A 24563-nucleotide genomic window follows, 5' to 3' on the forward strand; every position below is an offset into this window, starting at 1 on the left:
GTGGAAACACTGATTACACAATGGCTGGATCAACAGCAGGTGAACTATCGCCTGCTGATGCAAAGTAAACCAACCACCAGCATCGAAGAAACAGCTCAAGAGCGAGGCATCGACGCCTCTCAAATGGTGAAGTGTATCCTGCTCAAGGACATGGGCAACCAATATGCGTTGGCCTGTACTGCAGGTGATCGCTCTGTCGACCCCAAGAAAGTACGCTCGGTACTGAATTGCCGCCGAATGACCTGTGTATCAGTCGCTGATGTTGAAACGATCACAGGCTTTAAGGCTGGGTGTGTTGGCCCTCTTGCTCTAAAAAGATACATGCCGATCATTTTTGATCCTTCAATTCAAAAAAACTCGACGGTTACTATTAGCTCGGGTGATCGAATGGCTGGTGTTGCGCTGGATCCCAATGATCTTATGGCCCTTTGCGCACCAATCGTTGCTGACATCAGTCGATGACCTTTTCGATCGAGTCATCGTTCGCAAACTTAAGTACAACTTTTCATTGAATACATTTTTAGTGTGAAGTTCGTCATAAGAAGAACACACCAGTAATAAATAGTTACTCAAAATAAAAGCATAAGTAGTCACAAAGGCAAATTTACGTTATTGTGAATTTACTGACTCGCTTTTAAGCAAATCAGTACAAGTGAATCCACTGAGTAACATCAGTATCCACTTTTGTGTAATGCATCTGTGACTATTCGCCCGTTTTAGACGGGCTTTTTTTTGTCAAAAATTTACAATTTGATTACACAAACAAAAAAATCCCGCCTATTCTTATACTTGTAACATTATCACTGCTTAATACCGGACAGGAAAGTTCACAGCAGTTCACTACTCAGTATTATTTTGGGGAGGAGCTCACGTAAAAATAGATATTTACTGAAGAAAGTGCTTAGAACAGCACAAATATCTAATTCACGTCAACTCTACTGCATATTACTCCATGCTTATCACAATTATTATCTCGGAGTTTTTCTATAATATGCAGGCTAGGTAAATATAAGGATAATTAAAATGAGACTGTTTAAGCGCTATACACCGAGTATGATTGCTAAACATGTAAGTCGACTTTTCAAAGGACGAATCTACATTTACGGCGTAGGAAAATTTGAGTTTGATAACGGTAAACTCGTGCTGCCAGACCGAGCAGAAAGGCGTCATTTTCAAACGGTAAAAGAAATAAATAGTGAAATCATGAAACTGCGCTGCGCATACGCATGACCTGATTATCTACAGAATTAAAAACAAAAAGGGTTGGCATAATGCCAACCCTTTTTTCGTGTTCAGATTGAGTCAATGGCAATCAGCTCCAGCAGCTGACCATCAACAACGGCTCACCCGTGCGCGACTATTGATTTACGATTGTTGATTCACGATTATTGGTGCGTAACTGGACGCTTGGCTAGATCAGGAAGATTGCCTGACAAACCCAGTGCTCGCTTCATGATCTCATCTTTCGCACCCGGTAATTGGCCCGCGAGCTTCATACCGATACCACGAATTAGCTTCTTGGCTGGGTTATCGCCTTCAAACAGATCTTTAAAGCCCTGCATTGAAGCAATCATCTTCGCCGCCTCAGCTTTTCTCCAGCGTTCATAGCCACGAAGGTTACGTTTAGTACCAATGTCTTCGCCAGCAGCCCATAGCGTTAACAGCTCTTGCGCTAAGCTTGCAGCATCTAATAGCCCTAAGTTGACCCCTTGCCCCGCTAACGGGTGAATCGTATGAGCTGCATCACCAACCAAAGCGACACGCTCTACAGCAAAGTCACGTGCGTAGCGCATACGTAATGGGAAGGCAAAACGCTCACCAACCACTTCACATAAACCAAGTTTTGAGTCGAACTCAGCCGTCAGTTGCTTATTAAAATTAGCATCCGACATGGATACAAGCTTCTCAGCACGATTAGGCTCCGTAGACCAAACTATCGAACTCATGTGGCTTGGCTGCATTGGTAGGAATGCCAATGGCCCTTGTGGTGTGAATATCTGACGAGCAACGCTGTGATGCGGCTCTGTGGTCTTAATATTCGCGACAATCGCGCTGTGTCCGTAATCCCAATGTGTTAATGGGATATCTTGTTGTTTGCGAACCCAAGAGTTTGCGCCGTCCGCTCCAACAACCAACTTAGCGGTCAGTGCTTGGCCATTATCTAGCGTTAGCCATGCTTCGCTTTCACCAATCGCCATCGTTTTGCACGTCGCGGGCATGTACAGGCTGACATTATCTTGCTTCTTCACCTGTTCAAGCAGTGCGAGTTGAATCACACGGTTTTCAACAATATGACCGAGATTCGGCTGAGCCAAACGTGTCGAGTCAAACTCAATACGAGCAAAGCTATCTTGTTCCCACACCTCCATCGCTTGGTAAGGTGCCGCACGTCTTTGTTCAATGCCTTGCCATGCGCCTAAGTTACGAAGAATCACTTCACTAGAGCGGCTCAATGCCGACACACGCACATCAGGCAATTCGCTAAGCCCTTCACTGGGTGCCCTGCCTTCAATGACGGCAATTCTTAGGTCACTGTCTTTCAACGCAGCAGCAAGCGCTAGGCCAACCATGCCTCCACCAACAATCGCGATATCAACACTTTGCATCATTATTTTTCTACCTTATCTTTCTACTAGGCCAAGCGTATGACGCAAAAGTGGACCTTTAAGTGGTGGAAGGTTATCAATTACGGCTAACCCAAGATTACGCCCAATGCGAGCAGTCAAAAAATCGTTTGAGAATAAATGGACTAGGCTTGATGTCAGCGTAATCGTCGTGTCTCTATCTTGTTCTCTACGCTTTCTAAAGTTAACAAGACCATTGTAACGCCCAACATCATCGAGTTGGGTACACAACTCTTCCGCCAAGGAAGCCACATCACGGATGCCAAGATTAAAACCTTGTCCTGCAATTGGGTGAAGCGTTTGAGCGGCATTACCAATAATCGCAAATCGATGAGAGATATTTTGCTGACGATGACGAAGAATCAGTGGGTAACTGGCACGCTTGCCTACCTTCTCGAGTCGGCCAAGTCGCCAACCAAAGTCATTCTGCAACTGCTCAAGAAATTCATTGTCGTTTAGGGTCATCACTTTTTGCGCTTGCTCCGGTGACAAACACCAAACTAGCGACAAACGGTTGTCACTCATCGGTAATAGAGCGACAGGCCCATGATGAGTAAAACGCTCAAATGCGCGACCTTGGTGAGGTTCGCTAGCCACGATATTGGCAATCACAGCAACTTGTTCAAAGTCATGCTCATTCAATGAGATATTGAGTTGCTGACAACAGGTTGAGATAGCACCGTCAGCTGCAACCAGTAACTTAGTCGTTATGGTTTGCCCACTTGTCAGCTCAATCGTCGTTAGCGAGTCTTCACGTTCGACTTGACTGACAGACTCAGGGCAAAGCATCGTAATTGCAGCTTCGGACTCAAGCTTCTGCTGATAGATTCGCCCCACATCCGCCAACTCCACCACATAGCCAAGCGCATCAACAGCAAGCTCTTCACTGTAGATGTCCGTCATTCCGGCATGCCCTCTATCCGAAACATGGATATCTTTAATTGGGGTCGCTACCGGAGCGATAGATTGCCACAAATGCAAAGAATCGAGGATCTGCACCGTACCATAAGACAAAGCGATCGAACGAGAATCAAAACCAGGGTGAGCTTGATGATCAACCTGATAAGGCTCTACTACTGCAATAGACAGTGAACCTTGACTGAGGTGATTCAGAGCAAGGGCTAAGGTCGCCCCTGCCATTGCGCCACCAGCAATTACAACATCATACTGAGCCATTATAACCTCAAACCGACAAGCGGATTAATGAATGGTTGGAGCCGCATCTTCAGATGGGCGAGCACCGAATTCAGCATGAATCGTTAGTGCACACGCTTTTACGTGTTCAATAACGTGCTCTAGAAGCTGCGCTTGCTCTTCCATATCATCTTCTTCATCGATACCCAGCTTTGCCATCTCTTCAAGATCAGCCAAAGCTTCTTTGGTACTGTCAGACGCTTTATTCAATTGAGCGCCAACCAAGCCTAAACCAGAAATAAAGTGGTTAATCCAATCAGACACACCGTCCGCAAGATCAAACAGGCTTGCGCTTGCGTCTTCGTCCGGCAACAACATAGACAGCTCCATGCCTGAACCTGTGATTTCGCTGGTCGTTACTTTTAGCGTTGCTTCCGCAAGCGTTAATGCGCGATCTGGCCAGCCCATACCTTCATTGGTGTAATCAAAGATCAGTGGTTGCCAGCTTTTATCTGCCAGGTTTAAGCCTCCGCTCAACATACCCGTTAATAAACCATGCATCTCAGCAGGGTTTACGGCTAGGCTTGCCGATTGAAGTTCAGTCGCAACCGTTAGGTAGTCAGGTAAAGTAGTTTCGCTCATCAGATAGCTCGCTCAGTTATTCTTTATATCGATAGTATAATCGTACCACTTCACCCCAATTCTGATAAGCATCGATCCTGAGCAATTGAAGGATGACTGACTACCAATTGTTCAATTTGCTGAATTACTGTGTGCTCAAGCTCTCATTTACAAACAGTCACTCTGAAAAGCTTGAATCTTAATAGCGGTTTACCTATAGTTTCTCCCTCAGAGGAGATTGCTTCCTCATCGGTACTTGCACTTTTTCTTTGTAAAAATATGATAAAGGGCAACAGCCTTAAATAGTGCGTTAAAGAGTTCATCCATCATGAGTAATCAAGCGGTAGACGTTGAAATATTAGGAAAACTGACTCGAGTGAATTGTCCCCCAGGGCAAGAAGAGTCATTGATTGCAGCGGCGGCCGATCTTGATAATCGATTGAAAGAGATGGCTGAACGTACTAAGGTAACCAATGAAGTGAAGCTGCTAACGATCGCAGCTCTGAACATTTGCTATGAATTACAAACGAAGAAGTTTGAAGCAAATGATGAACAAAACGCACTGACCGAGCGAATGGAACAGCTCACGACATCACTTTCAGATGTCCTCAGTAAAGTTAAGCACGGACAGCAATAGCGTACACAAAATTTACCCTGGAGTGTTTGTCAGAGGATTCACGTCCCCGAGCCGATAAGCAATCCCTAAGGGTTAGTACTTGAGTGCTATTGAGCATGCTCGGTCCGCCGAGAAGCCTACGGTAATCATTGCTGATCCGCCTTGAACTCGCTGGTTCAAGGGCCATCTATTCTCAACGGCACTTTGGGGTATCCCTTCTTATGAAGACGCTCACACGCAGCGAATTTCGCAAACAGATCCGTATCAAACGCAATGCCTTATCTGGCGACCAACAAACTCAATCCGGTATAGACTTAGTTAAGCAGTGCTCTCAGCTTGATGAGATTCAGTCAGCTCAACATATCGCCCTCTATATTTCCATTGATGGCGAACTCGATACCCAGCCTTTAATTGAATGGTTATGGGCGCAAGGCAAGCAAACTTATTTACCAGTATTACACCCCTTCTCTGCCGGACATCTGCTGTTTCTACATTACTCTCCAACCACACTCACTGTTTTGAATAAGTACGGCATTGTCGAACCTCAGCTCAATCAGATGCTGGTTAAACCTTGTCAGCAACTCGATCTCATTCTGACTCCCCTTGTAGGCTTTGACTCTCAAGGGCATCGCTTAGGCATGGGCGGCGGATATTACGATCGTACCTTGGTTCGATGGTTTGAGACTGGTGAAGGCGCAACGCCAATTGGTTTAGCTCATGATTGCCAGCATGTCGATACACTGCCAATTGAAGAGTGGGACATTCCGTTACCTAAAATCGTGACTCCGAGTAAGACTTGGCAATGGGAAAACAGCCATTAAAGCGCTATAATCGCGCCGCAAACGTTAACCTCGATATCCAAACGTTAACCCAATATCCAAACGTTAACTTCAATACGCGAACGATTAATTCAAAGCGCAAGACCTTATTCAGGAGAATGGCATGACTCAAGATGAAATGAAAAAAGCAGCGGGCTGGGCAGCACTTCAATATGTTGAAGAAGGCAGCATTGTAGGTGTAGGTACTGGCTCTACAGTAAATCACTTCATCGACGCACTAGGCACAATGAAAGAAAAAATCAAAGGTGCGGTTTCAAGCTCTGTAGCCTCTACTGAAAAACTAGAAGCGCTAGAAATCAAAGTATTTGAGTGTAATGACGTATTCAAGTTAGACATCTATGTTGATGGCGCAGATGAGATCAACGGTTCACGCGACATGATCAAAGGCGGCGGTGCTGCTTTGACTCGTGAAAAAATCGTAGCGGCTATCTCTGATAAGTTTATTTGCATTGTTGACGGTACTAAAGCCGTTGATGTGTTGGGTAAATTCCCATTGCCTGTTGAAGTTATCCCGATGGCACGTTCATATGTTGCACGTGAACTAGTAAAGCTTGGTGGTGACCCAGTTTACCGCGAAGGTTGCACCACTGATAATGGCAACATGATCCTAGATGTATACGGCATGGCGATCGAAAACCCGAAACAATTAGAAGATATCATCAACGGTATCGCTGGTGTGGTTACGGTTGGTCTATTTGCTCACCGTGGTGCTGATGTGGTTATCACAGGTACACCTGAAGGTGCAAAAATTGAAGAATAAATAATAGAAGATTGAATTTTTCTGTTACTTCATTACATACGGTGCCCAAGGGCGCCGTTTTTTTTGCTTTTCGCCCGTAAAATTATGTCTTATTCCGTAATTTTCTTACCCAAAACATTTTTTTTTTGTTACTTTATTGTTCAGAAGACGCACAGGGAAAACGTTTGTCTCCTGACAAAATGGTGAATAAGTTCCTCTTTTAGCCGTTTTGTAGCACGTGCGCCGCATTTGCCCAACCTTTCCATTTTAAGGACGAGAACAATGGCCAAAGTTTCACTGGAAAAAGAAAAAATTAAAATTCTACTTCTAGAGGGTCTTCACCCTTCTTCTGTAGAAGTACTGCAAGCCGCTGGTTACACAAACATTGAGTACCATAAAGGCTCACTACCTGAAGATGAACTTCTTGAAGCAGTGAAAGATGCTCATTTCATTGGTATCCGTTCTCGCACCAACATCTCCCAAGAAGTTATTGATGCAGCTGAAAAGCTAGTTGCAGTCGGTTGTTTCTGTATTGGTACTAACCAAGTTAACCTTCAAGCGGCAGCAAAACGCGGTATACCTGTTTTCAATGCACCGTTCTCAAATACTCGAAGCGTTGCTGAGCTAGTTCTTGGTCAAGTTCTATTGCTACTACGCGGTATCCCAGAGAAGAATGCTCTTGCTCACCGTGGTATCTGGAAAAAGAGTGCTGACAACTCTTACGAAGCTCGTGGTAAGCGTTTAGGTATTATTGGCTACGGTCACATTGGTACTCAGCTAGGTATTATTGCTGAAAACCTGGGTATGCGAGTTTACTTTTACGATATCGAAAACAAACTGTCTTTGGGTAACGCAACTCAAGTTCATACCATGACTGACTTGCTGAACAAGTGTGACGTGATCTCTTTGCACGTACCTGAAACCAATGAAACGAAGAACATGATGGGTAAAGAAGAGTTCGAGCGCATGAAGCCTGGTTCTATCTTTATCAATGCAGCACGTGGCACGGTAGTAGATATCCCAGCTCTGTGCGGCGCTCTAGATTCTGGTCACCTTTCAGGTGCAGCAATCGATGTATTCCCAACAGAACCTAAAACCAATGCTGACCCATTTGAGTCACCATTGATGCAGTTCGATAACGTGATCCTAACGCCTCACGTGGGTGGTTCAACTCAGGAAGCACAAGAGAACATCGGTGTTGAAGTAGCAGGTAAGCTTGCAAAATACTCTGATAATGGCTCAACGCTATCAAGTGTTAACTTCCCTGAAGTATCATTACCATTGCATACAGGTGCTTCTCGCCTGCTGCACATTCACGAAAACCGTCCGGGTATCCTAACTCAAATTAACACCATCTTCGCAGAGGAAGGGATTAACATCGCAGGTCAGTACTTACAAACTGCAGCAGATATGGGTTATGTGGTTATCGACGTGGAAGCGAATCGTTCAGAAGAAGCTCTGCTTAAACTGAAAGAGATCGAAGGCACAATTCGTGCTCGTCTACTTCACTAATCATCGAATTAGATCATAAGTAAAAATAGAAAAGGCTCTCGTAATGAGAGCCTTTTTAGTATTTGGCCTACTGTAGGTAAATAGATCATGATGATCTAATCCCTTCCAGAGGTATGTTCACTACTCTTCTAGTTGGTAGATCACATTCACTCGATCACGAATAGTGATCGTTGAATCTTCATAAGAATTCGACTCGGTTCTCGCATCCATCGCCATTGAACGCATCAATACAGGCTGAGAAGATTGTGCGTTGTAATCCACGCGCCAGACATCACCTAACTCACGCTCAAAACCGCCAGCTAATGACTTAGCTTTCGATCGAGCATCCTTTATGGCTTCCAAGCGCGCTTGCTCTTGATACTTAGCTTGGTCGCGAACTTGAAGCTGAATATTATCGATTTGGTTAATACCTTGTCCGATAGCAATATCCATATACTCATTTAGATTCGCTAACTCATTTACTTGAACGGTCACATTACGTGACGCACGGTAACCAACCAGTTCAGGTTTACCATTTTTCGGGTAATGATACTGAGGAGATAAATACAGGTTAGAGCTGTGTACATTCGCCTCATCAACACCCGCTTGATGTAGCTTATTTAGAAAGCCAGTCACCACTTTATCAACTGTGTTTTTAGCCTGTTCAGCAGTCATCGTCGATTCCACGACTCTAACTGAAAATGTCGCCATGTCTGGTGTCGCGATCACTTCACCATAGCCTGTCGTTGAAATATGTGGAAAAGATGGCGAGTCAGCCAATGATGGAAAACTCACAGCACTCAATGCTGCAGTAAGAGTAAGAGACGTTGCTAACATCTTTGGTACAAACTTCATTAGGTAGACCTATGCTGAACAAATGTTCTTTTATCATAGAGCAATTTGTCACATAACCAATCCCGCGACAGGACTTCTAACACAACTTTGACGCTGCAAAAACCAACAGCTTACTGAGGTAAGTGGTTGTGGGCATAATTTAATATCGCTTGAGATATCTCTTTTAATACCCCGCTCTCTAATTGCCAATGGTGCCAATAGATTCGGTAAGACAATAAAAAGCCGGGCGTAATATCAATCAAAGCACCAGACTCTAGCTCCTCGATAATCTGCAATCGAGGAATCAAACAGTAGGCAACGCCCGACAATGCCAAGCGTACAAATGCTTCTGAACTACCGACAGTATGATTGATCACGCTATCTCTCGGGACGTTAAAATGATCATGCAAAAACTTCTTATGCAGATCATCGTATTGGTCGTACGAAACCGCTGGGGCTTTGGTTAGTGTCGAATAGTTCACTCCATCAGAGAAGTAACGTTGATGGAAGCTAGGGTTCGCCACACACACATAATCCATTCTTCCAAGATAGTCCGCACTGCAACCCGGAATAGGTTGAGGTTCGAGGCTGATTGCCCCAGCAACCTCACCACTTTTAATCTTCTCAATGGTTCTTGATTCACCATGAATCGCGAGGTTCAACTCAACTTGACGTGAATTCATCACATCAGATAACGCAGGAAGTAACCATGTCGCCAAGCTATCAGCATTGGTCGCAATAGACAGAGAAAGAGGTTGAGTTCCCTCTTCGTTCATCAACTCTGGGACAAGCTCGTGCTCTAACAAGCGAACACGACGATACAAACCCAACAGTTTTTTTCCTGCTGGTGTTGGCCTTGGTGGGCTCTCTCTTACCAGAGCAGGCTGTGCTAACCATTTTTCCAGTTGTTTGATGCGTTGAGACACCGCAGACTGGGAGATATATAACTGCTCGGCTGCCCTTTCAAAACTGCGTTGTTTCACCACAGCGTCCAGTGCTTCTATCCATTTATAATCCAATCCACGCATCAACTTGCTTCCTTTTTGACCTGATTACCGCCCACATTAGCAACTCTAATAATAGATTAAAATCATTAATTATACTTATTTAAGGGGTCGGAGTATCTTCGCCATATAGCACGTAAATATCGTTAAATAAGTGGAGGTTAAAATGAATTTTTGGGTTTTATTGCAAGGTTTTGGTCTAGGGGCGAGCATGATCATCCCTATAGGCGCTCAGAACGCGTACGTCTTAAATCAAGGGATTAAACGCAATCACCACCTAACCACAGCGACGATTTGTAGCCTACTCGATACCTTGTTCATTTCATTAGGTATCTTTGGTGGCGGAGCGATCCTGTCGCAAAATGAATTACTGCTCACCTCAGTGACACTGGGTGGTATCGCATTCCTAACCGTTTATGGTTTATTGTCATTGCGCAGTGCGTTCAGAACACGTACTAGTGATGAATCAAAGGGTGAGATACTGGCTCGTGGTAAGCGCACCGTTGTTTTAGGTGCATTGGCAGTAACCGTATTAAACCCGCATCTTTATTTAGACACTGTAGTGATTCTTGGATCCATAGGCGGGCAGTTTGAAGGCAACGATAGAATAGCTTTTGCTATGGGGACTATCTTAGCTTCATTCGTGTGGTTTTACTCTTTGTCATTAGGCGCTGCAAAGCTAGGCCCAACGCTATCGAAACCCAAAGTTAAGAAAGGCATCGATATCGCGGTAGCAACCATGATGTTCGCTATTGCACTTGTACTCGCCAATGGACTCATTGAGCAGTACGGCTAAATCCGTTCATATTGAGTCATCCACAAACTTAACTCATCAAAAAAGGCGGATAACCTAAGTTATCCGCCTTTCCTTATAAAAGCTTATAGCTAGAAAAACTAACTAGAAATTAAGCTTCTACTTTATTCATGTGTACATCCACTTGCGGGAATGGGATTTCGATACCTTCGTTATCCAAGCCTTCTTTGATTGCTTGCATCAGGTCGAAGTAAACATTCCAGTAGTCAGCAGTGCTGACCCAAGGACGAACAACAAAGTTAACTGAAGAATCCGCTAGTGTGTGAACACCAACTTGAACGCCAGGCTCTTTCAGTACACGCTCATCAGATTCACAGATCTTAGTCAGTAGCGCTTTTGTCTTTTGAAGATCGGCGTTGTAAGAAACACCAATCATTAGATCAATACGGCGCGTATCATGACGAGAGTAGTTAGTAATTGGGCTACCAATAACGCTGCCGTTAGGTACTACAACCATTTTGTTGTCTGGTGTTGTTAGAACGGTTTGGAAGATCTGAATTGAATCTACTGAACCCGCTACACCACCAATTTCCACGTAGTCACCAGACTTGAATGGACGGAATGCAACGATAAGTACACCCGCAGCAAAGTTAGATAGTGAGCCTTGTAGTGCAAGACCAACAGCCAAACCAGCCGCACCAATAACAGCAACCACAGATGCAGTTTGAACGCCTAGACGACCAAGTGCAGCAATTAAAACAATAACAAACAACAAGTAACGAACTAAACCATGGACGAACTCCACAACTGCTCGGTCCATTTTCTTCTTCTGAAGAACCTTAGACACGCTATTCGCTACTGCTTTAACAATAAGGTTACCAATAAATAGAATTATCAGTGCTGAGATAATGTTTACACCGTATTGAATAAACAGATCTGAGTTATTTGTTAACCACTGTTCTGCGTGAGACAGACCATCCACAAGTGGAGTCTCAATCGCTGTCGAACTATCAGCCATAATGTGCATCCTCTATATAATATGCTATGAGCTAAACTGCCTTAAGCCAAACTTACCCAACAACAAAATAAACCGTATAACTCATATTAAGTCGTTGTGTTAAAAGTAAATTAAAGCCAAGTCCTTTTTTATAAACTGAACCAAGTTCAATTTTTCGGCACGATATCCTATCTTTGACAGATTGCAAAGTCATATTTATGTAAGCTTTTGAATTAATAAAACTTACCAATAAGCACAAATACCGATAACTAAAAGACTACGAAATTTATTCACCGCACGCTAGGTTTTTTACATATTTAGTACAAGTTTTTATCAGACATAAAAAAACCCGCTCAATGAGCGGGTTTTTAAAACTTAAAGAGTACTTAATTCAAAGAATTACAGTACGTCTACAGCGTTAAGGTCAGCGAATGCTTTCTCAAGACGAGTAACCATTGAAGACTGACCAGCACGTAGCCATACGCGTGGATCGTAGAACTTCTTGTTTGGAGCAGCTTCGCCAGTTGGGTTACCGATTTGACCTTGTAGGAAATCACGGTTCTCAGCTTCGTAAGTACGAACGCCATCCCATGAAGCCCACTGAGTATCAGTATCGATGTTCATTTTGATAACGCCGTAACCGATAGACTCTTGGATTTCTGCTTCAGAAGAACCAGAACCACCGTGGAATACGAAGTTAAGAGCGTCAGCTGCAATGCCAAACTTCTCAGCACAGTATGCTTGAGAATCACGCAGGATAGTTGGAGTAAGTACAACGTTACCAGCTTGGTAAACACCGTGTACGTTACCGAAAGAAGCTGCGATAGTGAAACGTGGGCTAACTGCGTTTAGTTTCTCGTATGCGTATGCAACATCTTCAGGAGAAGTGTAAAGCTCAGATGCATCCATATCAGAGTTATCAACGCCGTCTTCTTCACCACCAGTACAACCAAGTTCAATCTCGATTGTCATGTTTAGTTTAGCCATGCGAGCTAAGTAAGCTGCACATGTTTCGATGTTCTCTTCTAGAGACTCTTCAGAAAGGTCTAGCATGTGAGAAGAGAATAGTGGCTTACCAGTTTGTGCGAAGAACTCTTCACCAGCGTCTAGTAGACCGTCGATCCATGGAAGAAGTTTCTTAGCAGCGTGGTCAGTATGAAGAATAACTGGAACACCGTAAGATTCTGCTACTGCGTGAACGTATTTTGCACCAGCTACAGCGCCAAGAATTTGTGCGCCTTGACCTTCAAGTTTAACGCCTTTACCAGCGAAGAAACCAGCACCGCCGTTAGAGAACTGAACAACAACTGGAGCTTTTGCTTTAGCAGCAGCTTCAAGAACAGCGTTGATAGTATCAGTGTTGATTACGTTTACTGCAGGAAGAGCAAATTTGTTTGCTTTTGCTACTTCAAATACTTTCTGTACGTCATCGCCAGAAATCACACCAGGTTTTACAAAATCGAAGATCTTAGACATGGAAATAGTCCTATTTATTCTATCGTTTTAAGATTAAAAAACTTAAGTTTAAAAATTTGCAATCGTTTGCTCACAACTTATGCCATTCTAGCAAAAAAGTGTGATATGCAGCAAACGTTAAAAGGCGAGATTCACATCTCGCCTTTCTAAATCAATTACGCTTTAGCACGCTCTTCAAGCATTGCTACTGCAGGAAGTACTTTACCTTCAACAAACTCAAGGAAAGCGCCGCCGCCAGTAGAGATGTAAGAAACATCTGCTTTGATACCGAACTTGTCGATAGCTGCTAGTGTGTCACCACCGCCTGCTACTGAGAAACCTTCAGAGTCAGCGATTGCTTTAGAAATACCCGCAGTACCCGCTTCGAAGTTTTTGAACTCGAATACGCCTACCGGGCCGTTCCAAAGAATCGTTTTTGCGTTGCCGATGATTTCAGCTAGAGCTGCAGTTGAATCTGGGCCAAGGTCGAAGATCATATCGTCGTCTTGAACTTCAGAAACGTGCTTAATTTCAGCTTCTGCGTTTTCGTCGAATGCTTTAGCACATGCAACGTCAGTCGCTACTGGGATAGCACACTCTTTCATTAGCTTCTGAGCTGTTTCAACTAGGTCAGCTTCGTATAGAGACTTACCTACGTTGTGGCCTTCAGCAGCGATGAACGTGTTCGCGATACCACCACCAACAACAAGTTGGTCAGCGATTTTAGAAAGAGATTCTAGAACGGTTAGTTTAGTAGAAACTTTAGAACCACCAACGATAGCCACTAGTGGGCGAGCTGGGTTGTCCATTGCTTTACCAAGCGCTTCAAGCTCAGCAGCTAGAAGAGGACCAGCGCATGCTACAGGAGCGTAAGTACCAACGCCGTGTGTAGAAGCTTGAGCACGGTGAGCTGTACCGAATGCGTCCATCACGAAGATGTCACATAGTGCAGCGTATTGCTTAGAAAGTGCTTCTTCGTTCTTCTTCTCGCCTTTGTTAAAACGAACGTTTTCAAGAACAGTTAGTTCGCCAGCGTTTAGCTCTAGGCCATTTACGTAATCTTTCGCTAGCTTAACTTCGCAGTCTAGTGCGTCGTTTAGGTAGTTAACTACAGGAGCTAGAGAGAACTCTTCGTTGTATTCGCCTTCAGTAGGACGACCAAGGTGAGAAGTAACCATAACTTTTGCGCCAGCTTCTAGGCAAAGTTTGATAGTTGGTAGAGATGCTAGGATACGTGCATCTGAAGTTACTTTACCGTCTTTTACTGGTACGTTTAGGTCAGCACGGATAAATACGCGTTTACCTGCAAGTTCCAGGTCAGTCATCTTGATCACAGACATGATTTGTCCTCTCAAATTTAAATAAAAATAAAGTTTTGGAAACTCAGCAACCCTGCTAAGCCTATAAATTATTCAACTGGTAATTCTTTAACTACTAGTAATATGTGGACACTTAGCATTTAATTCAAGCTAAAAAATAAATAATCCGCACATTTGCTTCTAGGTCTTACTTCTTGCCTTCAGAAGCTTCCATTGCAAGAACCGTATCCAGCATTCGGTTTGCAAAGCCCCATTCATTGTCACACCACACAAGCATTTTTACTAAGTGGCCGTTGCTCACTCGAGTTTGTGAACCATCAACAATTGCGCTATGGGGATCGTGATTAAAGTCGATGGAAACGAGCGGCGCTTCAGTATAGTCAACTATATTGTGTAATGTACACTGGGATGCATTAACAATGGTTTGATTTACGTCATTAACTTTCACATTTGCATTAATTGTGACACTTAAATCCATCGCAGTGACGTTTACCGTCGGCACACGCACAGATATAGCTTCAAATTTGTTAGAAAATTTCGGGAAGATTCTTTCAATACCTTTATGCAATTTGGTATCGACAGGAATGATGGATTGGCTTGCAGCTCGAGTACGACGCAAATCGCTATGGTATGCATCAATAACTTGCTGATCATTCATTGAAGAGTGAATGGTCGTAATCGTGCCGGACTCAATACCAAAGGCATCATCAAGCACCTTAATGATAGGGACAATACAGTTGGTGGTGCATGAACCATTAGAAACGATTCGATGATCAGCTTCAATGGTATCGTGGTTAACACCATAGATAATGGTGTTATCAAGGTCATTCGCACCAGGATGTGAAAACAGAACCTTTTTTGCCCCTGCAGCAATGTGCGCTAGGCCATCATCTCGACAACCGTAAACACCTGTACAATCGAGAACAATATCAACCTCAAGGTCACGCCAAGGCAACAACTCAATATCAGCAAGATGTAAGATACGAATCGTATCAAACTCTCCTTTATCTTCTGCACCAATGCCATGATGGACATAGATGTGCTCTTGATCGTTGGAGATCTTCTTACCGAAGCGACCGTGACTGGTATCGTATTGTAATAGGTGAGCCATAGCGTCAGGCTGAGCAAGCTCATTGACAGCTACTACTTTGATTTGTTGGCTTTTGCCACTTTCATAGATAGCGCGCAATACATTGCGCCCTATTCTTCCAAATCCGTTTATCGCGACTTTTAGCATAGTTCCGTACATCTAACCAAAATTTCGTGCAACAGATGATAACTGAATCCTACCTAAAAGGCATTACTTGAATAATTCAGCTTACTTATGACAGATTGATCTGTTGCTTGTAGGTATTAGTCTAAGTGAAAACAAATCCCAGATACAAAAAACCGAGCTTAGAGCTCGGTTTTTTCATTCATTTCATTGTTAGCACAAGGCTAGCAATCAATGATTAAGCAAGAAGCTCTTTTGCAGTGTTTACTACATTTTCAGTAGTGAAACCGAACATCTTGAATAGCTCGCCTGCTGGTGCAGATTCGCCGAACGTTGTCATACCGATGATCTTGCCACCGAAGCCAACGTACTTGTACCAGAAGTCAGCGATGCCAGCTTCTACAGCAATACGTGCTGTTACGTCAGCTGGAAGTACAGACTCACGGTATTCAGCGTCTTGCTTATCGAAAGCGTCAGTTGCAGGCATAGATACTACGCGTACTTTCTTGCCTTCAGCTGTTAGTTCAGTCGCAGCGCTAACGGCTAGTTCAACTTCAGAACCAGTCGCGATAAGGATAAGCTCTGGCTTGCCTTCACAATCTTTCAGGATGTAGCCACCCTTAGCGATGTTAGCCACTTGCTCAGCGTCACGATCTTGCTGTGCAAGGTTTTGACGAGAGAAAATAAGTGCAGATGGGCCATCTTTACGCTCGATAGCCAACTTCCAAGCAACTGCAGACTCAACTTGGTCACATGGACGCCATGTGCTCATGTTTGGAGTCAGACGTAGAGAAGCAATCTGCTCAACCGGTTGGTGAGTTGGACCATCTTCGCCAAGACCAATAGAATCGTGAGTGTAAACTTGGATGTTCTGAATTTTCATCAGAGCCGCCATGCGCATAGCGTTACGAGCGTATTCCATGAACATTAGGAACGTTGCACCGTACGGTACGAAACCGCCGTGCAGAGCCATACCGTTCATGATTGCGGTCATACCGAATTCACGTACACCGTAGTGGATGTAGTTACCAGAGAAGTCTTCACCGGTTAGCGACTTAGAACCAGACCACATAGTCAGGTTAGAAGGCGCAAGGTCAGCAGAGCCGCCCATAAATTCAGGTAGCATAGCACCGAACGCTTCTAGTGCATTTTGAGATGCTTTACGTGATGCGATGTTTGCTGGGTTAGCTTGAAGGTCAGCAATGATTGTGCTTGCTTTCTCTTCCCATTCAGCTGGAAGCTCGCCATTAGTACGACGTTTAAATTCTGCTGCTAGTTCTGGGTGAGCCGCTGCGTATGCGTCAAACTTAGCATTCCAAGCCGCTTCTTTCGCTGCGCCCGCTTCTTTCGCATTCCACTCAGCTGCGATATCCGCTGGAATTTCGAAAGGACCGTGTTCCCAACCAAGTGCCGCTTTAGTTGCTGTGATTTCATCAGCGCCTAGTGGAGCACCGTGACAGTCGTGCGTACCCGCTTTGTTTGGAGAACCAAAACCGATAATAGTTTTAGTACAGATAAGCGTTGGACGAGGATCCGCTTTAGCTGCTTCGATAGCCGCGTTGATAGCGTCAGCATCGTGACCATCAACTGCTGGGATTACGTGCCAGCCGTATGCTTCAAAACGCTTAGGTGTATCGTCAGAGAACCAACCTTCAACTTCGCCATCGATAGAAATACCGTTGTCATCCCAGAAAGCAACCAGCTTACCAAGACCTAGCGTACCTGCTAGAGAACATGCTTCGTGAGAGATACCTTCCATCAGACAACCATCACCCATGAATGCATAAGTGAAGTGATCGACGATGTCGTGGCCTTCTTTGTTGAACTGTGCAGCCAATGCTTTCTCAGCCATCGCCATACCAACAGCGTTAGTAATGCCTTGACCTAGAGGACCAGTAGTCGTTTCGATACCAGGAGCGTAACCGTACTCTGGGTGACCAGGAGTCTTAGAGTGCAGTTGACGGAAGTTCTTAAGGTCTTCAATTGAAAGCTCGTAACCTGCAAGATGAAGCAGAGAGTAAATCAACATTGAACCATGGCCGTTAGACAGAATAAAACGGTCGCGGTCAGCCCACTCTGGGTTTGCTGGGTTGTGGTTCAAGTGACCACGCCAAAGAACTTCAGCGATGTCAGCCATACCCATAGGTGCGCCAGGGTGGCCTGAATTTGCTTGTTGAACGCCATCCATGCTAAGTGCGCGAATTGCATTGGCTAGATCTTTACGAGAAGGCATGTCTGCTCCTGAGTACATAAGCGATTTAAAAAAGAGATTGATGCTAAAATTTTCATTTTTATTAGCGCGGGTATTCTCTCAAACGACTTTAGCGACTGCAAACGTTTTACTGGCATTTTAACGGTCACTTTTCGCAATTTTCGAACATTTACATCACTTAGCAATGTGTTATCTCGACCGATACGCAAACGATTAGTTATGACATATCATAAAAAAGAGCTTGTAATTCGACCGCTGGAATTTAAAATAGCCGTCTAGATGTAGAAACACCTACAAAATATACTGTATTTAATGGCGGCGCTTCCTAGCTTGCGACGCCTAAAATTATTTGCATTTAACTATTTGCAACTAAAAACTAAACTAAAAGTGGAGCTCTCATGGCTAAGCACCTATTCACTTCTGAATCTGTTTCAGAAGGCCATCCAGATAAAATTGCAGACCAAATCTCTGATGCTGTTCTTGATGCCATCCTGGAACAAGATCCAAAAGCACGTGTTGCTTGTGAGACTTACGTAAAAACCGGCATGGTTATGGTTGGCGGTGAAGTAACAACGTCTGCATGGGTTGATATCGAAGAAATCACTCGTGAAACAGTTCGTGAAATTGGTTACGTTCATTCTGATATGGGCTTTGACGCAGACTCTTGTGCTGTACTAAACACAATTGGTAAGCAGTCTCCAGACATCAACCAAGGTGTTGATAAAGCCGATCCTAAAGATCAAGGCGCAGGCGACCAAGGTATCATGTTTGGTTACGCGACTAACGAAACACCAATCCTAATGCCAGCTCCAATTACTTACTCTCACCTTCTTGTTAAGAAGCAAGCTGAAGTACGTAAGAGCGGCAAGCTTGACTTCCTTCGTCCAGATGCGAAATCTCAAGTTACGTTCCAATACGACCAAGGTAAGATTGTTGGTATCGACGCAGTTGTTCTTTCAACTCAACACTGTGATTCAGTAACAACACCTGACCTACGTGAAGCGGTAATGGAAGAGATCATCAAGCCAGTACTTCCTGCTGAGTGGATCAATAAAGACACTAACTTCTTCATCAACCCAACCGGCCGTTTCGTAATCGGTGGCCCAATGGGTGACTGTGGTCTAACAGGTCGTAAGATCATCGTTGATACCTACGGCGGCGCAGCTCGTCACGGTGGCGGTGCATTCTCTGGTAAAGATCCATCAAAAGTTGACCGTTCTGCAGCTTACGCAGCGCGTTACGTTGCGAAAAACATCGTTGCTGCTGGCATGGCTGACCGTTGTGAGATTCAACTGTCTTACGCTATCGGTGTTGCAGATCCAACATCTATCATGGTTGAAACGTTTGGTACTGAGAAAGTAGCTCACGAGATCATCATTGAAGCTGTTCGTCAAAACTTCGACCTACGTCCATACGGTCTTCAAGAAATGCTGAACCTTCTTCAGCCTATCTACAAAAAGACGGCTGCATACGGTCACTTCGGTCGCGAAGAGTTCCCTTGGGAAGCGACGGACAAAGCAGCAATCCTTGCGGACTTCGCTGGCCTAAAATAATTTAGCCACTGCGATTTGTTTCTTTAAAGCCCTTACTTCTTAGTAAGGGCTTTATTTTTATGTACTTACCAAACCTTCCCCTGCTAGAACATCCTGTCCAAGTCTTCTTTACCGTTAACCACTTAGTATAAAAATCCGCTGATAATTTGTGTTTTCTAGCACTACTGACAATAGTTAAGGTAACTCCTAGGCGGTCAAGCTCACATTTAACTCAAATTAATTCAGTCTGATAACGCTCGTTAAATGTACGCAAGAACAATAACTGGGATGACAAAGAGCAGTTTAGCTCAACACCATAACGCTCTCGTAAGCGATACTTCAGAGCCTTGTGGAATTATAACTAGGACGTTATTTAACTAGGGGGATCTATGCCTCGTACCGTGCACCCATCCGAACTAAACGATAAGAAACACAAGGTCAGCGATCAGGATTACGCTCGCACCATTCCTTGTAACCAAGTAAGCATATCCGCCCCATTCCACTGGTTATCGCTTGCACTGCATGACTTAGTGAAAATGCCAATAATCAGCGCATTTTACGGATTGTGTTTCATGGCTGCGGCCATCGCCATCGTGCAACTAGTCCAATGGCAAGGAACACACCTAGTCGTCATGCCAAGCTTGATAGTCTATATGTTGATAGGACCCTTTCTTGCTCTAGGCCTATATGACGCAAGCTGGGAAAGAGAGAAAGGACATTCCCCAAGTTTGTTCCACTCAATGAAAGCAATTACTCGCAACTCCACCCACCAATGGGCCTTTGCGATTGTGTTAATGGTTGCAATGATCTTTTGGATGCGGATTGCTGCGTTATTGCATGCGCTCTACCCTTCCGTACAAGGAGCACCATTAAGCGAGTTTGCACCATTCCTGATTACGGGTTCAGTGATTGGGTTGGTTATCGCTAGCCTGATATTTAGCATCTCAGCATTTTCGATTCCATTAATGATGGAAAGACGTGTAGATGTAATGAGTGCCATTTTTACTAGCTTCAACGCTGTTAAATCAAACATCCCTGCGATGGTCGTTTGGGCGGGTATCATTGGTACAGGTATCTTAGTCGGCTTCGCGACCTACGGTGTGGGTATGATTGTAACGATGCCATTACTTGGCTACGGAACATGGCATGCTTACCACGAAGTCATCAAAAAGAAACATCACGTTTAAATCGTTTCACGATCGATGAGCAATGTTATGATGAGGCCTTAGCTTAAACGCTGAGGTTTTTTTTGGAGTTAACAACGCTTGTCTTACACCCCGCAACAACATCGAGTAAATAAGAAACTGGGCGAATGCCTAGCTATTGCTAATCAACACTTTTCTCGTGAATTTCCATGCCCAACCGTCACTTACAAGTTAAGAGGAAAGGCAGCGGGAAAAGCCTACCTCCAGTTAAACGAGATAAAACTCAACCAAGTACTATTCAGCGAAAATGAAGACGCCTTTATTAGCGAAGTCGTGCCTCATGAACTCGCACATCTGATCACACATCAGGTCTTCGGACGAGTTAGGCCCCACGGGAATGAGTGGAAATACGTGATGGAAAAGGTATTCAATGTACCGGCCAGAACCACCCACAGCTTGGAGATCACCTCAGTTCAGGGAAAAACCTTTGAGTACTGCTGTGATTGCACTACTTATCCCCTGTCGATTAGAAGACACAACAAAGTCATCCGTAACCAATCAACGTATCGTTGCCAACAATGTCAGCAAACCTTAGCTTTTACCGGCCTTCAATTGAGCTAAGTCTTAATCTCACAAGGTAACATGAATAAATGTAATAGAGAGAACTAACATTTGAGTGCTAGACTGTTGTTTATCATACTTTCATCAGTCTTTTTCCATGCAAAAAACCACTCAAAAAGCATTTGGCCTATCGGTGCCTTTCTACTTATCAATGGTATTTGGCCTACTGGTAACTCAAAGCGTTTTCGCCGCTCCACCAAGCTCATTCTCTAAAGCTAAAAAAGAAGCAGTGAAGATTTATCTCGATCATCCGACTTCATTTTATTGTGGTTGTGACATTACTTGGAAAGACAAAAAGAAAGGTATCCCCGACCTCGACGGCTGTGGTTATCAAGTGAGAAAACAGCAAAAGCGCGCTTCCCGCATTGAGTGGGAACACGTAGTTCCAGCTTGGCAATTTGGCCACCAGCGTCAGTGCTGGCAAGATGGCGGACGTAAGAACTGCACTCGCAATGACAAAATATTTAAATCGATGGAAGCCGACCTTCATAATCTAACTCCGGCAATTGGTGAGGTTAATGGTGATCGCTCCAATTACAATTTCAGTCAGTGGAATGGAATGGATGGCGTGAGCTATGGTCAGTGTGAAATGCAGGTCAACTTCAAACAGCGTAAAGTTATGCCGCCAGACAGAGCAAAAGGTTCTATCGCACGGACTTATCTTTATATGAGCCAAGAGTATGGTTTCAAGCTATCTAAGCAGCAGACTAACCTGATGATGGCGTGGAACAAGCAATTCCCTGTCGATAAGTGGGAATGTACTCGTGATGAGCGAATCTATGCGATCCAAGGTAATCACAACCCATTTGTTTTCCCTGCTTGTAAATAACACGACTCAGGCAACCAACATCTCCAATTGCCTCCATCTCAAACAAGAGTTTCAGAATTGCCCCTGAAACTCTTGCTCTACCCTTGTTTTTTCAACTAAAAGCATCCATGTTAGGCAGAGACAAAATACCCAAATGACACTATTTATAGGTTTACCAGCATGAGAATCCCTCGTATCCATCACCCAGAACGCATTCATCAGTTAGGTTCACTCGCTTTAGGCGAAGATGCCGCGGGTCATGTTGGTCGAGTCCTTCGTATGAAAGAAGGTCAAGATGTTCTTCTATTTGATGGCAGTGGCGCTGAATTCCCTGCGACAATTGCTGAAGTATCAAAAAAGAACGTCACAGTTAATGTTACTGAACGTGTCGAGCGCAGCAGCGAATCTCCGTTAGACTTACATTTAGGCCAAGTGATTTCACGTGGCGACAAAATGGAATTCACGATTCAGAAATCGGTTGAGCTTGGTGTGAACACCATTACCCCTCTTATTTCAGAGCGCTGTGGCGTTAAGCTTGATACTAAACGCTTCGAGAAAAAGCTCGCGCAGTGGCAGAAAATTGCTATCGCTGCATGTGAGCAATCTGGCCGTAATACGGTTCCAGTTATTCGCCCAATCATGCAACTTGAAGAGTGGTGCAGCGAACCGAGTGAAGCGTTAAAACTAAACCTGCACCCTCGTGCAAAATACTCAATTAATACCCTTCCAGAACCCATCAGTAAGGTACGCCTATTGATCGGTCCAGAAGGTGGACTGTCAGCTGAAGAAATCGGTATGACAGAACAATACAAATTTGAAGAGACGCTACTCGGCCCACGTGTACTTCGTACCGAGACAGCAGCTCTAACCGCAATTACTGCCTTACAAGTCCGTTTTGGCGATCTAGGCTAGGAGAAAAAAATGATCAAACTTGGCATCGTAATGGATCCAATTTCATCCATTAACATCAAAAAAGACTCTAGCTTTGCCATGATGCTTGAAGCTCAGCGTCGTGGTTACGAAATCCATTACATGGAAATGGATGATCTACATTTAGATCAAGGCGTAGCCATTGCTGACACTAAGGTTGTTGAACTAAAAGAAGATCCAAACGGCTGGTACGAATTCAAATCAGAACAGACTATCGCTCTCTCTGATTTAGATGCGGTACTGATGCGTAAAGATCCTCCGTTTGATACAGAATACATCTACGCAACTTACATTCTTGAGCGTGCTGAAGAGAACGGCGCACTGATCGTAAACAAGCCACAAAGCTTACGTGACTGTAACGAGAAGCTATTCACGGCTTGGTTCCCTGAACTGACACCAACCACCATCGTGACTCGTAAAGCTGAAAAAATTAAAGCGTTCCGAGAAGAACACGGTGACGTGATTCTAAAACCACTTGATGGTATGGGCGGCGCGTCTATCTTCCGAGTGAAAGAGGGAGATCCAAACGTATCAGTGATCATTGAAACACTGACTAACCACGGTCAGAACTACGCAATGGCGCAAACTTTTGTTCCAGACATCAGCAATGGTGATAAGCGTATTCTTGTGGTTGATGGTGAACCTATGCCTTACTGTCTAGCTCGTATTCCTGCAAAAGGGGAAACTAGAGGTAACCTTGCTGCTGGCGGTACAGGTGAAGCTCGTCCGCTAAGTGAAACAGACTGGGCTATCGCAAGAGCAGTTGCTCCTGCACTGAAAGAGAAAGGCTTAATCTTTGTTGGGCTTGATGTTATCGGCGACAAGCTGACTGAAATTAACGTCACTAGCCCTACTTGTATCCGTGAAATTGAAGCCGCTTTTGATATTTCAGTTACAGGTAAATTAATGGATGCAATTGAGCGTCGCGTTAACGCTAAATAGCCTAAACTAAAGAAAGTCTTAGCTATTCGAAAACACAAAAATATCTAGGCAAAGAACAATGAGCGGCTTTACGCCGCTCTTTTTCCTTTACTGGGAACACACTGGCAGGAGGCTCTATGAATTTAACGAACCACTTTCTGGTTGCTATGCCCGGAATGAAAGATCCATACTTTCAAAATTCGGTGATTTACCTTTGTGAGCACAATGACGAAGGCGCGATGGGTTTGATGATCAACGCCCCTATCGATGTCACTGTCGGTAGCATGCTTAAGCAAGTTGAGGTTGATTCTGACCAGCCAAAATCCAACCAAGCAAGTCTTGATAAGCCTGTATTGAATGGTGGGCCAGTCGCAGAAGACCGTGGATTTATTTTGCACAAACCTAAAGGCAGCTATCAATCCAGTATCAGCATGACGGATCAAATATCGGTGACAACCTCAAAAGATATCTTGATGGTATTAGGTACAGAAGATGAACCGATGAATTATCTAGTCGCTCTTGGTTATGCAGGATGGGAACCTGGGCAACTGGAAATCGAACTGACCGAGAACTCATGGTTAACCGTAGAAGCAGATCCAAAGGTCATCTTCGATACGCCAATTTCAGACCGCTGGAAAGTCGCCGTGCAGATGTTAGGCATTAATGCGGCTCAGCTTTCAGCAGACGCTGGTCACGCCTAACTCAGACTCAGACTCAGTATATAAACTCTCAAACACAGATTAATTTGGAAACC

The 24563-nt window shown here is 44.3% G+C and carries 24 protein-coding genes and 1 other RNA gene; 15 read left to right on the forward strand and 10 right to left on the reverse strand.

Features of this window, described 5'->3' with window-relative positions:
- Positions 1-462, forward strand: coding sequence for an aminoacyl-tRNA deacylase (locus tag DUN60_RS11930; protein WP_114634322.1), 462 nt, complete (start codon positions 1-3; stop codon positions 460-462).
- A 561-nt stretch (positions 463-1023) separates the two neighbouring features.
- Entirely contained in the window at positions 1024-1230 is a 207-nt protein-coding gene (locus DUN60_RS11935; protein ID WP_004735370.1) for a DUF1107 domain-containing protein, read from the forward strand.
- 155 nt (positions 1231-1385) lie between these two features.
- Here DUN60_RS11935 and DUN60_RS11940 read toward each other — a convergent pair whose 3' ends face one another.
- From DUN60_RS11940 to DUN60_RS11950, 3 genes are read right to left on the reverse strand one after another with little or no spacing between them, the layout of a single operon-like run.
- Positions 1386-2609: an FAD-dependent 2-octaprenylphenol hydroxylase gene (locus DUN60_RS11940; RefSeq protein WP_102548043.1), complete on the reverse strand. Its 1224-nt coding sequence runs from the start codon at positions 2607-2609 to the stop codon at positions 1386-1388.
- A gap of 12 nt (positions 2610-2621) precedes the next feature.
- Positions 2622-3800 carry a 2-octaprenyl-6-methoxyphenyl hydroxylase gene (gene ubiH, locus DUN60_RS11945; protein ID WP_114634016.1) on the reverse strand — a complete coding sequence of 393 codons (1179 nt, stop codon included), beginning with the start codon at positions 3798-3800 and terminating at the stop codon, positions 2622-2624.
- A gap of 24 nt (positions 3801-3824) precedes the next feature.
- Positions 3825-4400, reverse strand: coding sequence for a YecA/YgfB family protein (locus DUN60_RS11950; protein WP_114634017.1), 576 nt, complete (start codon positions 4398-4400; stop codon positions 3825-3827).
- 307 nt (positions 4401-4707) lie between these two features.
- On the opposite strand from DUN60_RS11950, the gene zapA reads away from it, so the two are divergent.
- From zapA to serA, 5 genes are all read left to right on the forward strand, one after another.
- Positions 4708-5016: a cell division protein ZapA gene (gene zapA, locus DUN60_RS11955; protein WP_004735366.1), complete on the forward strand. Its 309-nt coding sequence runs from the start codon at positions 4708-4710 to the stop codon at positions 5014-5016.
- A gap of 11 nt (positions 5017-5027) precedes the next feature.
- A non-coding RNA gene (gene ssrS / locus DUN60_RS11960) (6S RNA) lies at positions 5028-5210 on the forward strand.
- A 6-nt stretch (positions 5211-5216) separates the two neighbouring features.
- Entirely contained in the window at positions 5217-5816 is a 600-nt protein-coding gene (locus tag DUN60_RS11965; RefSeq protein ID WP_114634018.1) for a 5-formyltetrahydrofolate cyclo-ligase, read from the forward strand.
- A gap of 121 nt (positions 5817-5937) precedes the next feature.
- Positions 5938-6594, forward strand: coding sequence for a ribose-5-phosphate isomerase RpiA (gene rpiA, locus DUN60_RS11970; protein ID WP_017077789.1), 657 nt, complete (start codon positions 5938-5940; stop codon positions 6592-6594).
- Between the two features lie 261 nt (positions 6595-6855).
- Entirely contained in the window at positions 6856-8085 is a 1230-nt protein-coding gene (gene serA / locus DUN60_RS11975; RefSeq protein WP_017077788.1) for a phosphoglycerate dehydrogenase, read from the forward strand.
- Between the two features lie 120 nt (positions 8086-8205).
- On the opposite strand, the gene DUN60_RS11980 is transcribed toward serA, so the two are convergent.
- Both DUN60_RS11980 and DUN60_RS11985 read right to left on the reverse strand, forming a co-directional pair.
- A complete protein-coding gene (locus tag DUN60_RS11980; protein WP_108123496.1) occupies positions 8206-8919 on the reverse strand; it encodes an oxidative stress defense protein in 714 nt (237 codons plus the stop codon).
- A gap of 110 nt (positions 8920-9029) precedes the next feature.
- Entirely contained in the window at positions 9030-9926 is an 897-nt protein-coding gene (locus DUN60_RS11985) for a LysR family transcriptional regulator ArgP (protein WP_029222260.1), read from the reverse strand.
- 142 nt (positions 9927-10068) lie between these two features.
- Between DUN60_RS11985 and DUN60_RS11990 the strand changes: the two genes are divergently transcribed.
- Positions 10069-10698, forward strand: a complete 630-nt coding sequence (locus DUN60_RS11990; RefSeq protein WP_004735360.1) for a LysE/ArgO family amino acid transporter — start codon at positions 10069-10071, stop codon at positions 10696-10698.
- A gap of 109 nt (positions 10699-10807) precedes the next feature.
- Here the strand turns inward: DUN60_RS11990 and mscS are convergent, their stop codons facing one another.
- From mscS to tkt, 5 genes are all read right to left on the reverse strand, one after another.
- A complete protein-coding gene (gene mscS / locus DUN60_RS11995) occupies positions 10808-11674 on the reverse strand; it encodes a small-conductance mechanosensitive channel MscS (RefSeq protein WP_065205680.1) in 867 nt (288 codons plus the stop codon).
- 378 nt (positions 11675-12052) lie between these two features.
- Positions 12053-13129 carry a class II fructose-bisphosphate aldolase gene (gene fbaA / locus DUN60_RS12000; protein ID WP_004735492.1) on the reverse strand — a complete coding sequence of 359 codons (1077 nt, stop codon included), beginning with the start codon at positions 13127-13129 and terminating at the stop codon, positions 12053-12055.
- A gap of 155 nt (positions 13130-13284) precedes the next feature.
- Positions 13285-14448 (reverse strand): phosphoglycerate kinase, encoded by a 1164-nt coding sequence (locus DUN60_RS12005; RefSeq protein WP_065102942.1) that lies wholly within the window; start codon positions 14446-14448, stop codon positions 13285-13287.
- 166 nt (positions 14449-14614) lie between these two features.
- On the reverse strand, positions 14615-15664 hold the full coding sequence (gene epd / locus DUN60_RS12010) for an erythrose-4-phosphate dehydrogenase (RefSeq protein WP_114634019.1): 1050 nt from the start codon (positions 15662-15664) through the stop codon (positions 14615-14617).
- A gap of 214 nt (positions 15665-15878) precedes the next feature.
- A complete protein-coding gene (tkt, locus tag DUN60_RS12015) occupies positions 15879-17873 on the reverse strand; it encodes a transketolase (RefSeq protein WP_114634020.1) in 1995 nt (664 codons plus the stop codon).
- Between the two features lie 377 nt (positions 17874-18250).
- On the opposite strand from tkt, the gene metK reads away from it, so the two are divergent.
- From metK to DUN60_RS12050, 7 genes are all read left to right on the forward strand, one after another.
- On the forward strand, positions 18251-19405 hold the full coding sequence (gene metK / locus DUN60_RS12020; RefSeq protein ID WP_004735487.1) for a methionine adenosyltransferase: 1155 nt from the start codon (positions 18251-18253) through the stop codon (positions 19403-19405).
- Between the two features lie 368 nt (positions 19406-19773).
- Positions 19774-20571 carry a DUF2189 domain-containing protein gene (locus DUN60_RS12025; protein ID WP_017087219.1) on the forward strand — a complete coding sequence of 266 codons (798 nt, stop codon included), beginning with the start codon at positions 19774-19776 and terminating at the stop codon, positions 20569-20571.
- Between the two features lie 78 nt (positions 20572-20649).
- Positions 20650-21150, forward strand: a complete 501-nt coding sequence (locus DUN60_RS12030; protein WP_114634021.1) for a SprT family zinc-dependent metalloprotease — start codon at positions 20650-20652, stop codon at positions 21148-21150.
- 97 nt (positions 21151-21247) lie between these two features.
- Entirely contained in the window at positions 21248-21979 is a 732-nt protein-coding gene (locus DUN60_RS12035; RefSeq protein ID WP_114634022.1) for an endonuclease, read from the forward strand.
- 159 nt (positions 21980-22138) lie between these two features.
- The gene (rsmE, locus tag DUN60_RS12040) at positions 22139-22870 is read left to right on the forward strand and encodes a 16S rRNA (uracil(1498)-N(3))-methyltransferase (RefSeq protein ID WP_065205683.1); all 732 of its coding nucleotides are present in this window, start codon (positions 22139-22141) and stop codon (positions 22868-22870) included.
- A gap of 9 nt (positions 22871-22879) precedes the next feature.
- On the forward strand, positions 22880-23830 hold the full coding sequence (gene gshB, locus DUN60_RS12045; RefSeq protein ID WP_004735482.1) for a glutathione synthase: 951 nt from the start codon (positions 22880-22882) through the stop codon (positions 23828-23830).
- Between the two features lie 116 nt (positions 23831-23946).
- Positions 23947-24510: a YqgE/AlgH family protein gene (locus tag DUN60_RS12050; RefSeq protein WP_114634023.1), complete on the forward strand. Its 564-nt coding sequence runs from the start codon at positions 23947-23949 to the stop codon at positions 24508-24510.
- The last annotated feature ends 53 nt before the right edge of the window (positions 24511-24563 follow it).

The sequence above is a fragment of the Vibrio splendidus genome, from assembly GCF_003345295.1.
Classification (GTDB): Bacteria; Pseudomonadota; Gammaproteobacteria; order Enterobacterales; family Vibrionaceae; genus Vibrio; species Vibrio splendidus_K.

Bases quoted from the DNA above. Each gene is read 5' to 3' on its own strand.
- DUN60_RS12050 (WP_114634023.1), top strand. From the start codon at position 23,947: ATGAATTTAACGAACCACTTTCTGGTTGCTATGCCCGGAATGAAAGAT.
- DUN60_RS12025 (WP_017087219.1), top strand. From the start codon at position 19,774: ATGCCTCGTACCGTGCACCCATCCGAACTAAACGATAAGAAACACAAG.
- epd (WP_114634019.1), bottom strand. From the start codon at position 15,664: ATGCTAAAAGTCGCGATAAACGGATTTGGAAGAATAGGGCGCAATGTA.
- rsmE (WP_065205683.1), top strand. From the start codon at position 22,139: ATGAGAATCCCTCGTATCCATCACCCAGAACGCATTCATCAGTTAGGT.
- DUN60_RS11935 (WP_004735370.1), top strand. From the start codon at position 1,024: ATGAGACTGTTTAAGCGCTATACACCGAGTATGATTGCTAAACATGTA.
- DUN60_RS11965 (WP_114634018.1), top strand. From the start codon at position 5,217: ATGAAGACGCTCACACGCAGCGAATTTCGCAAACAGATCCGTATCAAA.
- serA (WP_017077788.1), top strand. From the start codon at position 6,856: ATGGCCAAAGTTTCACTGGAAAAAGAAAAAATTAAAATTCTACTTCTA.
- ubiH (WP_114634016.1), bottom strand. From the start codon at position 3,800: ATGGCTCAGTATGATGTTGTAATTGCTGGTGGCGCAATGGCAGGGGCG.
- gshB (WP_004735482.1), top strand. From the start codon at position 22,880: ATGATCAAACTTGGCATCGTAATGGATCCAATTTCATCCATTAACATC.
- DUN60_RS11950 (WP_114634017.1), bottom strand. From the start codon at position 4,400: ATGAGCGAAACTACTTTACCTGACTACCTAACGGTTGCGACTGAACTT.
- zapA (WP_004735366.1), top strand. From the start codon at position 4,708: ATGAGTAATCAAGCGGTAGACGTTGAAATATTAGGAAAACTGACTCGA.
- DUN60_RS11980 (WP_108123496.1), bottom strand. From the start codon at position 8,919: ATGAAGTTTGTACCAAAGATGTTAGCAACGTCTCTTACTCTTACTGCA.
- DUN60_RS12035 (WP_114634022.1), top strand. From the start codon at position 21,248: ATGCAAAAAACCACTCAAAAAGCATTTGGCCTATCGGTGCCTTTCTAC.
- fbaA (WP_004735492.1), bottom strand. From the start codon at position 13,129: ATGTCTAAGATCTTCGATTTTGTAAAACCTGGTGTGATTTCTGGCGAT.
- mscS (WP_065205680.1), bottom strand. From the start codon at position 11,674: ATGGCTGATAGTTCGACAGCGATTGAGACTCCACTTGTGGATGGTCTG.
- DUN60_RS11940 (WP_102548043.1), bottom strand. From the start codon at position 2,609: ATGATGCAAAGTGTTGATATCGCGATTGTTGGTGGAGGCATGGTTGGC.
- DUN60_RS12005 (WP_065102942.1), bottom strand. From the start codon at position 14,448: ATGTCTGTGATCAAGATGACTGACCTGGAACTTGCAGGTAAACGCGTA.
- rpiA (WP_017077789.1), top strand. From the start codon at position 5,938: ATGACTCAAGATGAAATGAAAAAAGCAGCGGGCTGGGCAGCACTTCAA.
- tkt (WP_114634020.1), bottom strand. From the start codon at position 17,873: ATGCCTTCTCGTAAAGATCTAGCCAATGCAATTCGCGCACTTAGCATG.
- DUN60_RS11985 (WP_029222260.1), bottom strand. From the start codon at position 9,926: ATGCGTGGATTGGATTATAAATGGATAGAAGCACTGGACGCTGTGGTG.
- metK (WP_004735487.1), top strand. From the start codon at position 18,251: ATGGCTAAGCACCTATTCACTTCTGAATCTGTTTCAGAAGGCCATCCA.
- DUN60_RS11990 (WP_004735360.1), top strand. From the start codon at position 10,069: ATGAATTTTTGGGTTTTATTGCAAGGTTTTGGTCTAGGGGCGAGCATG.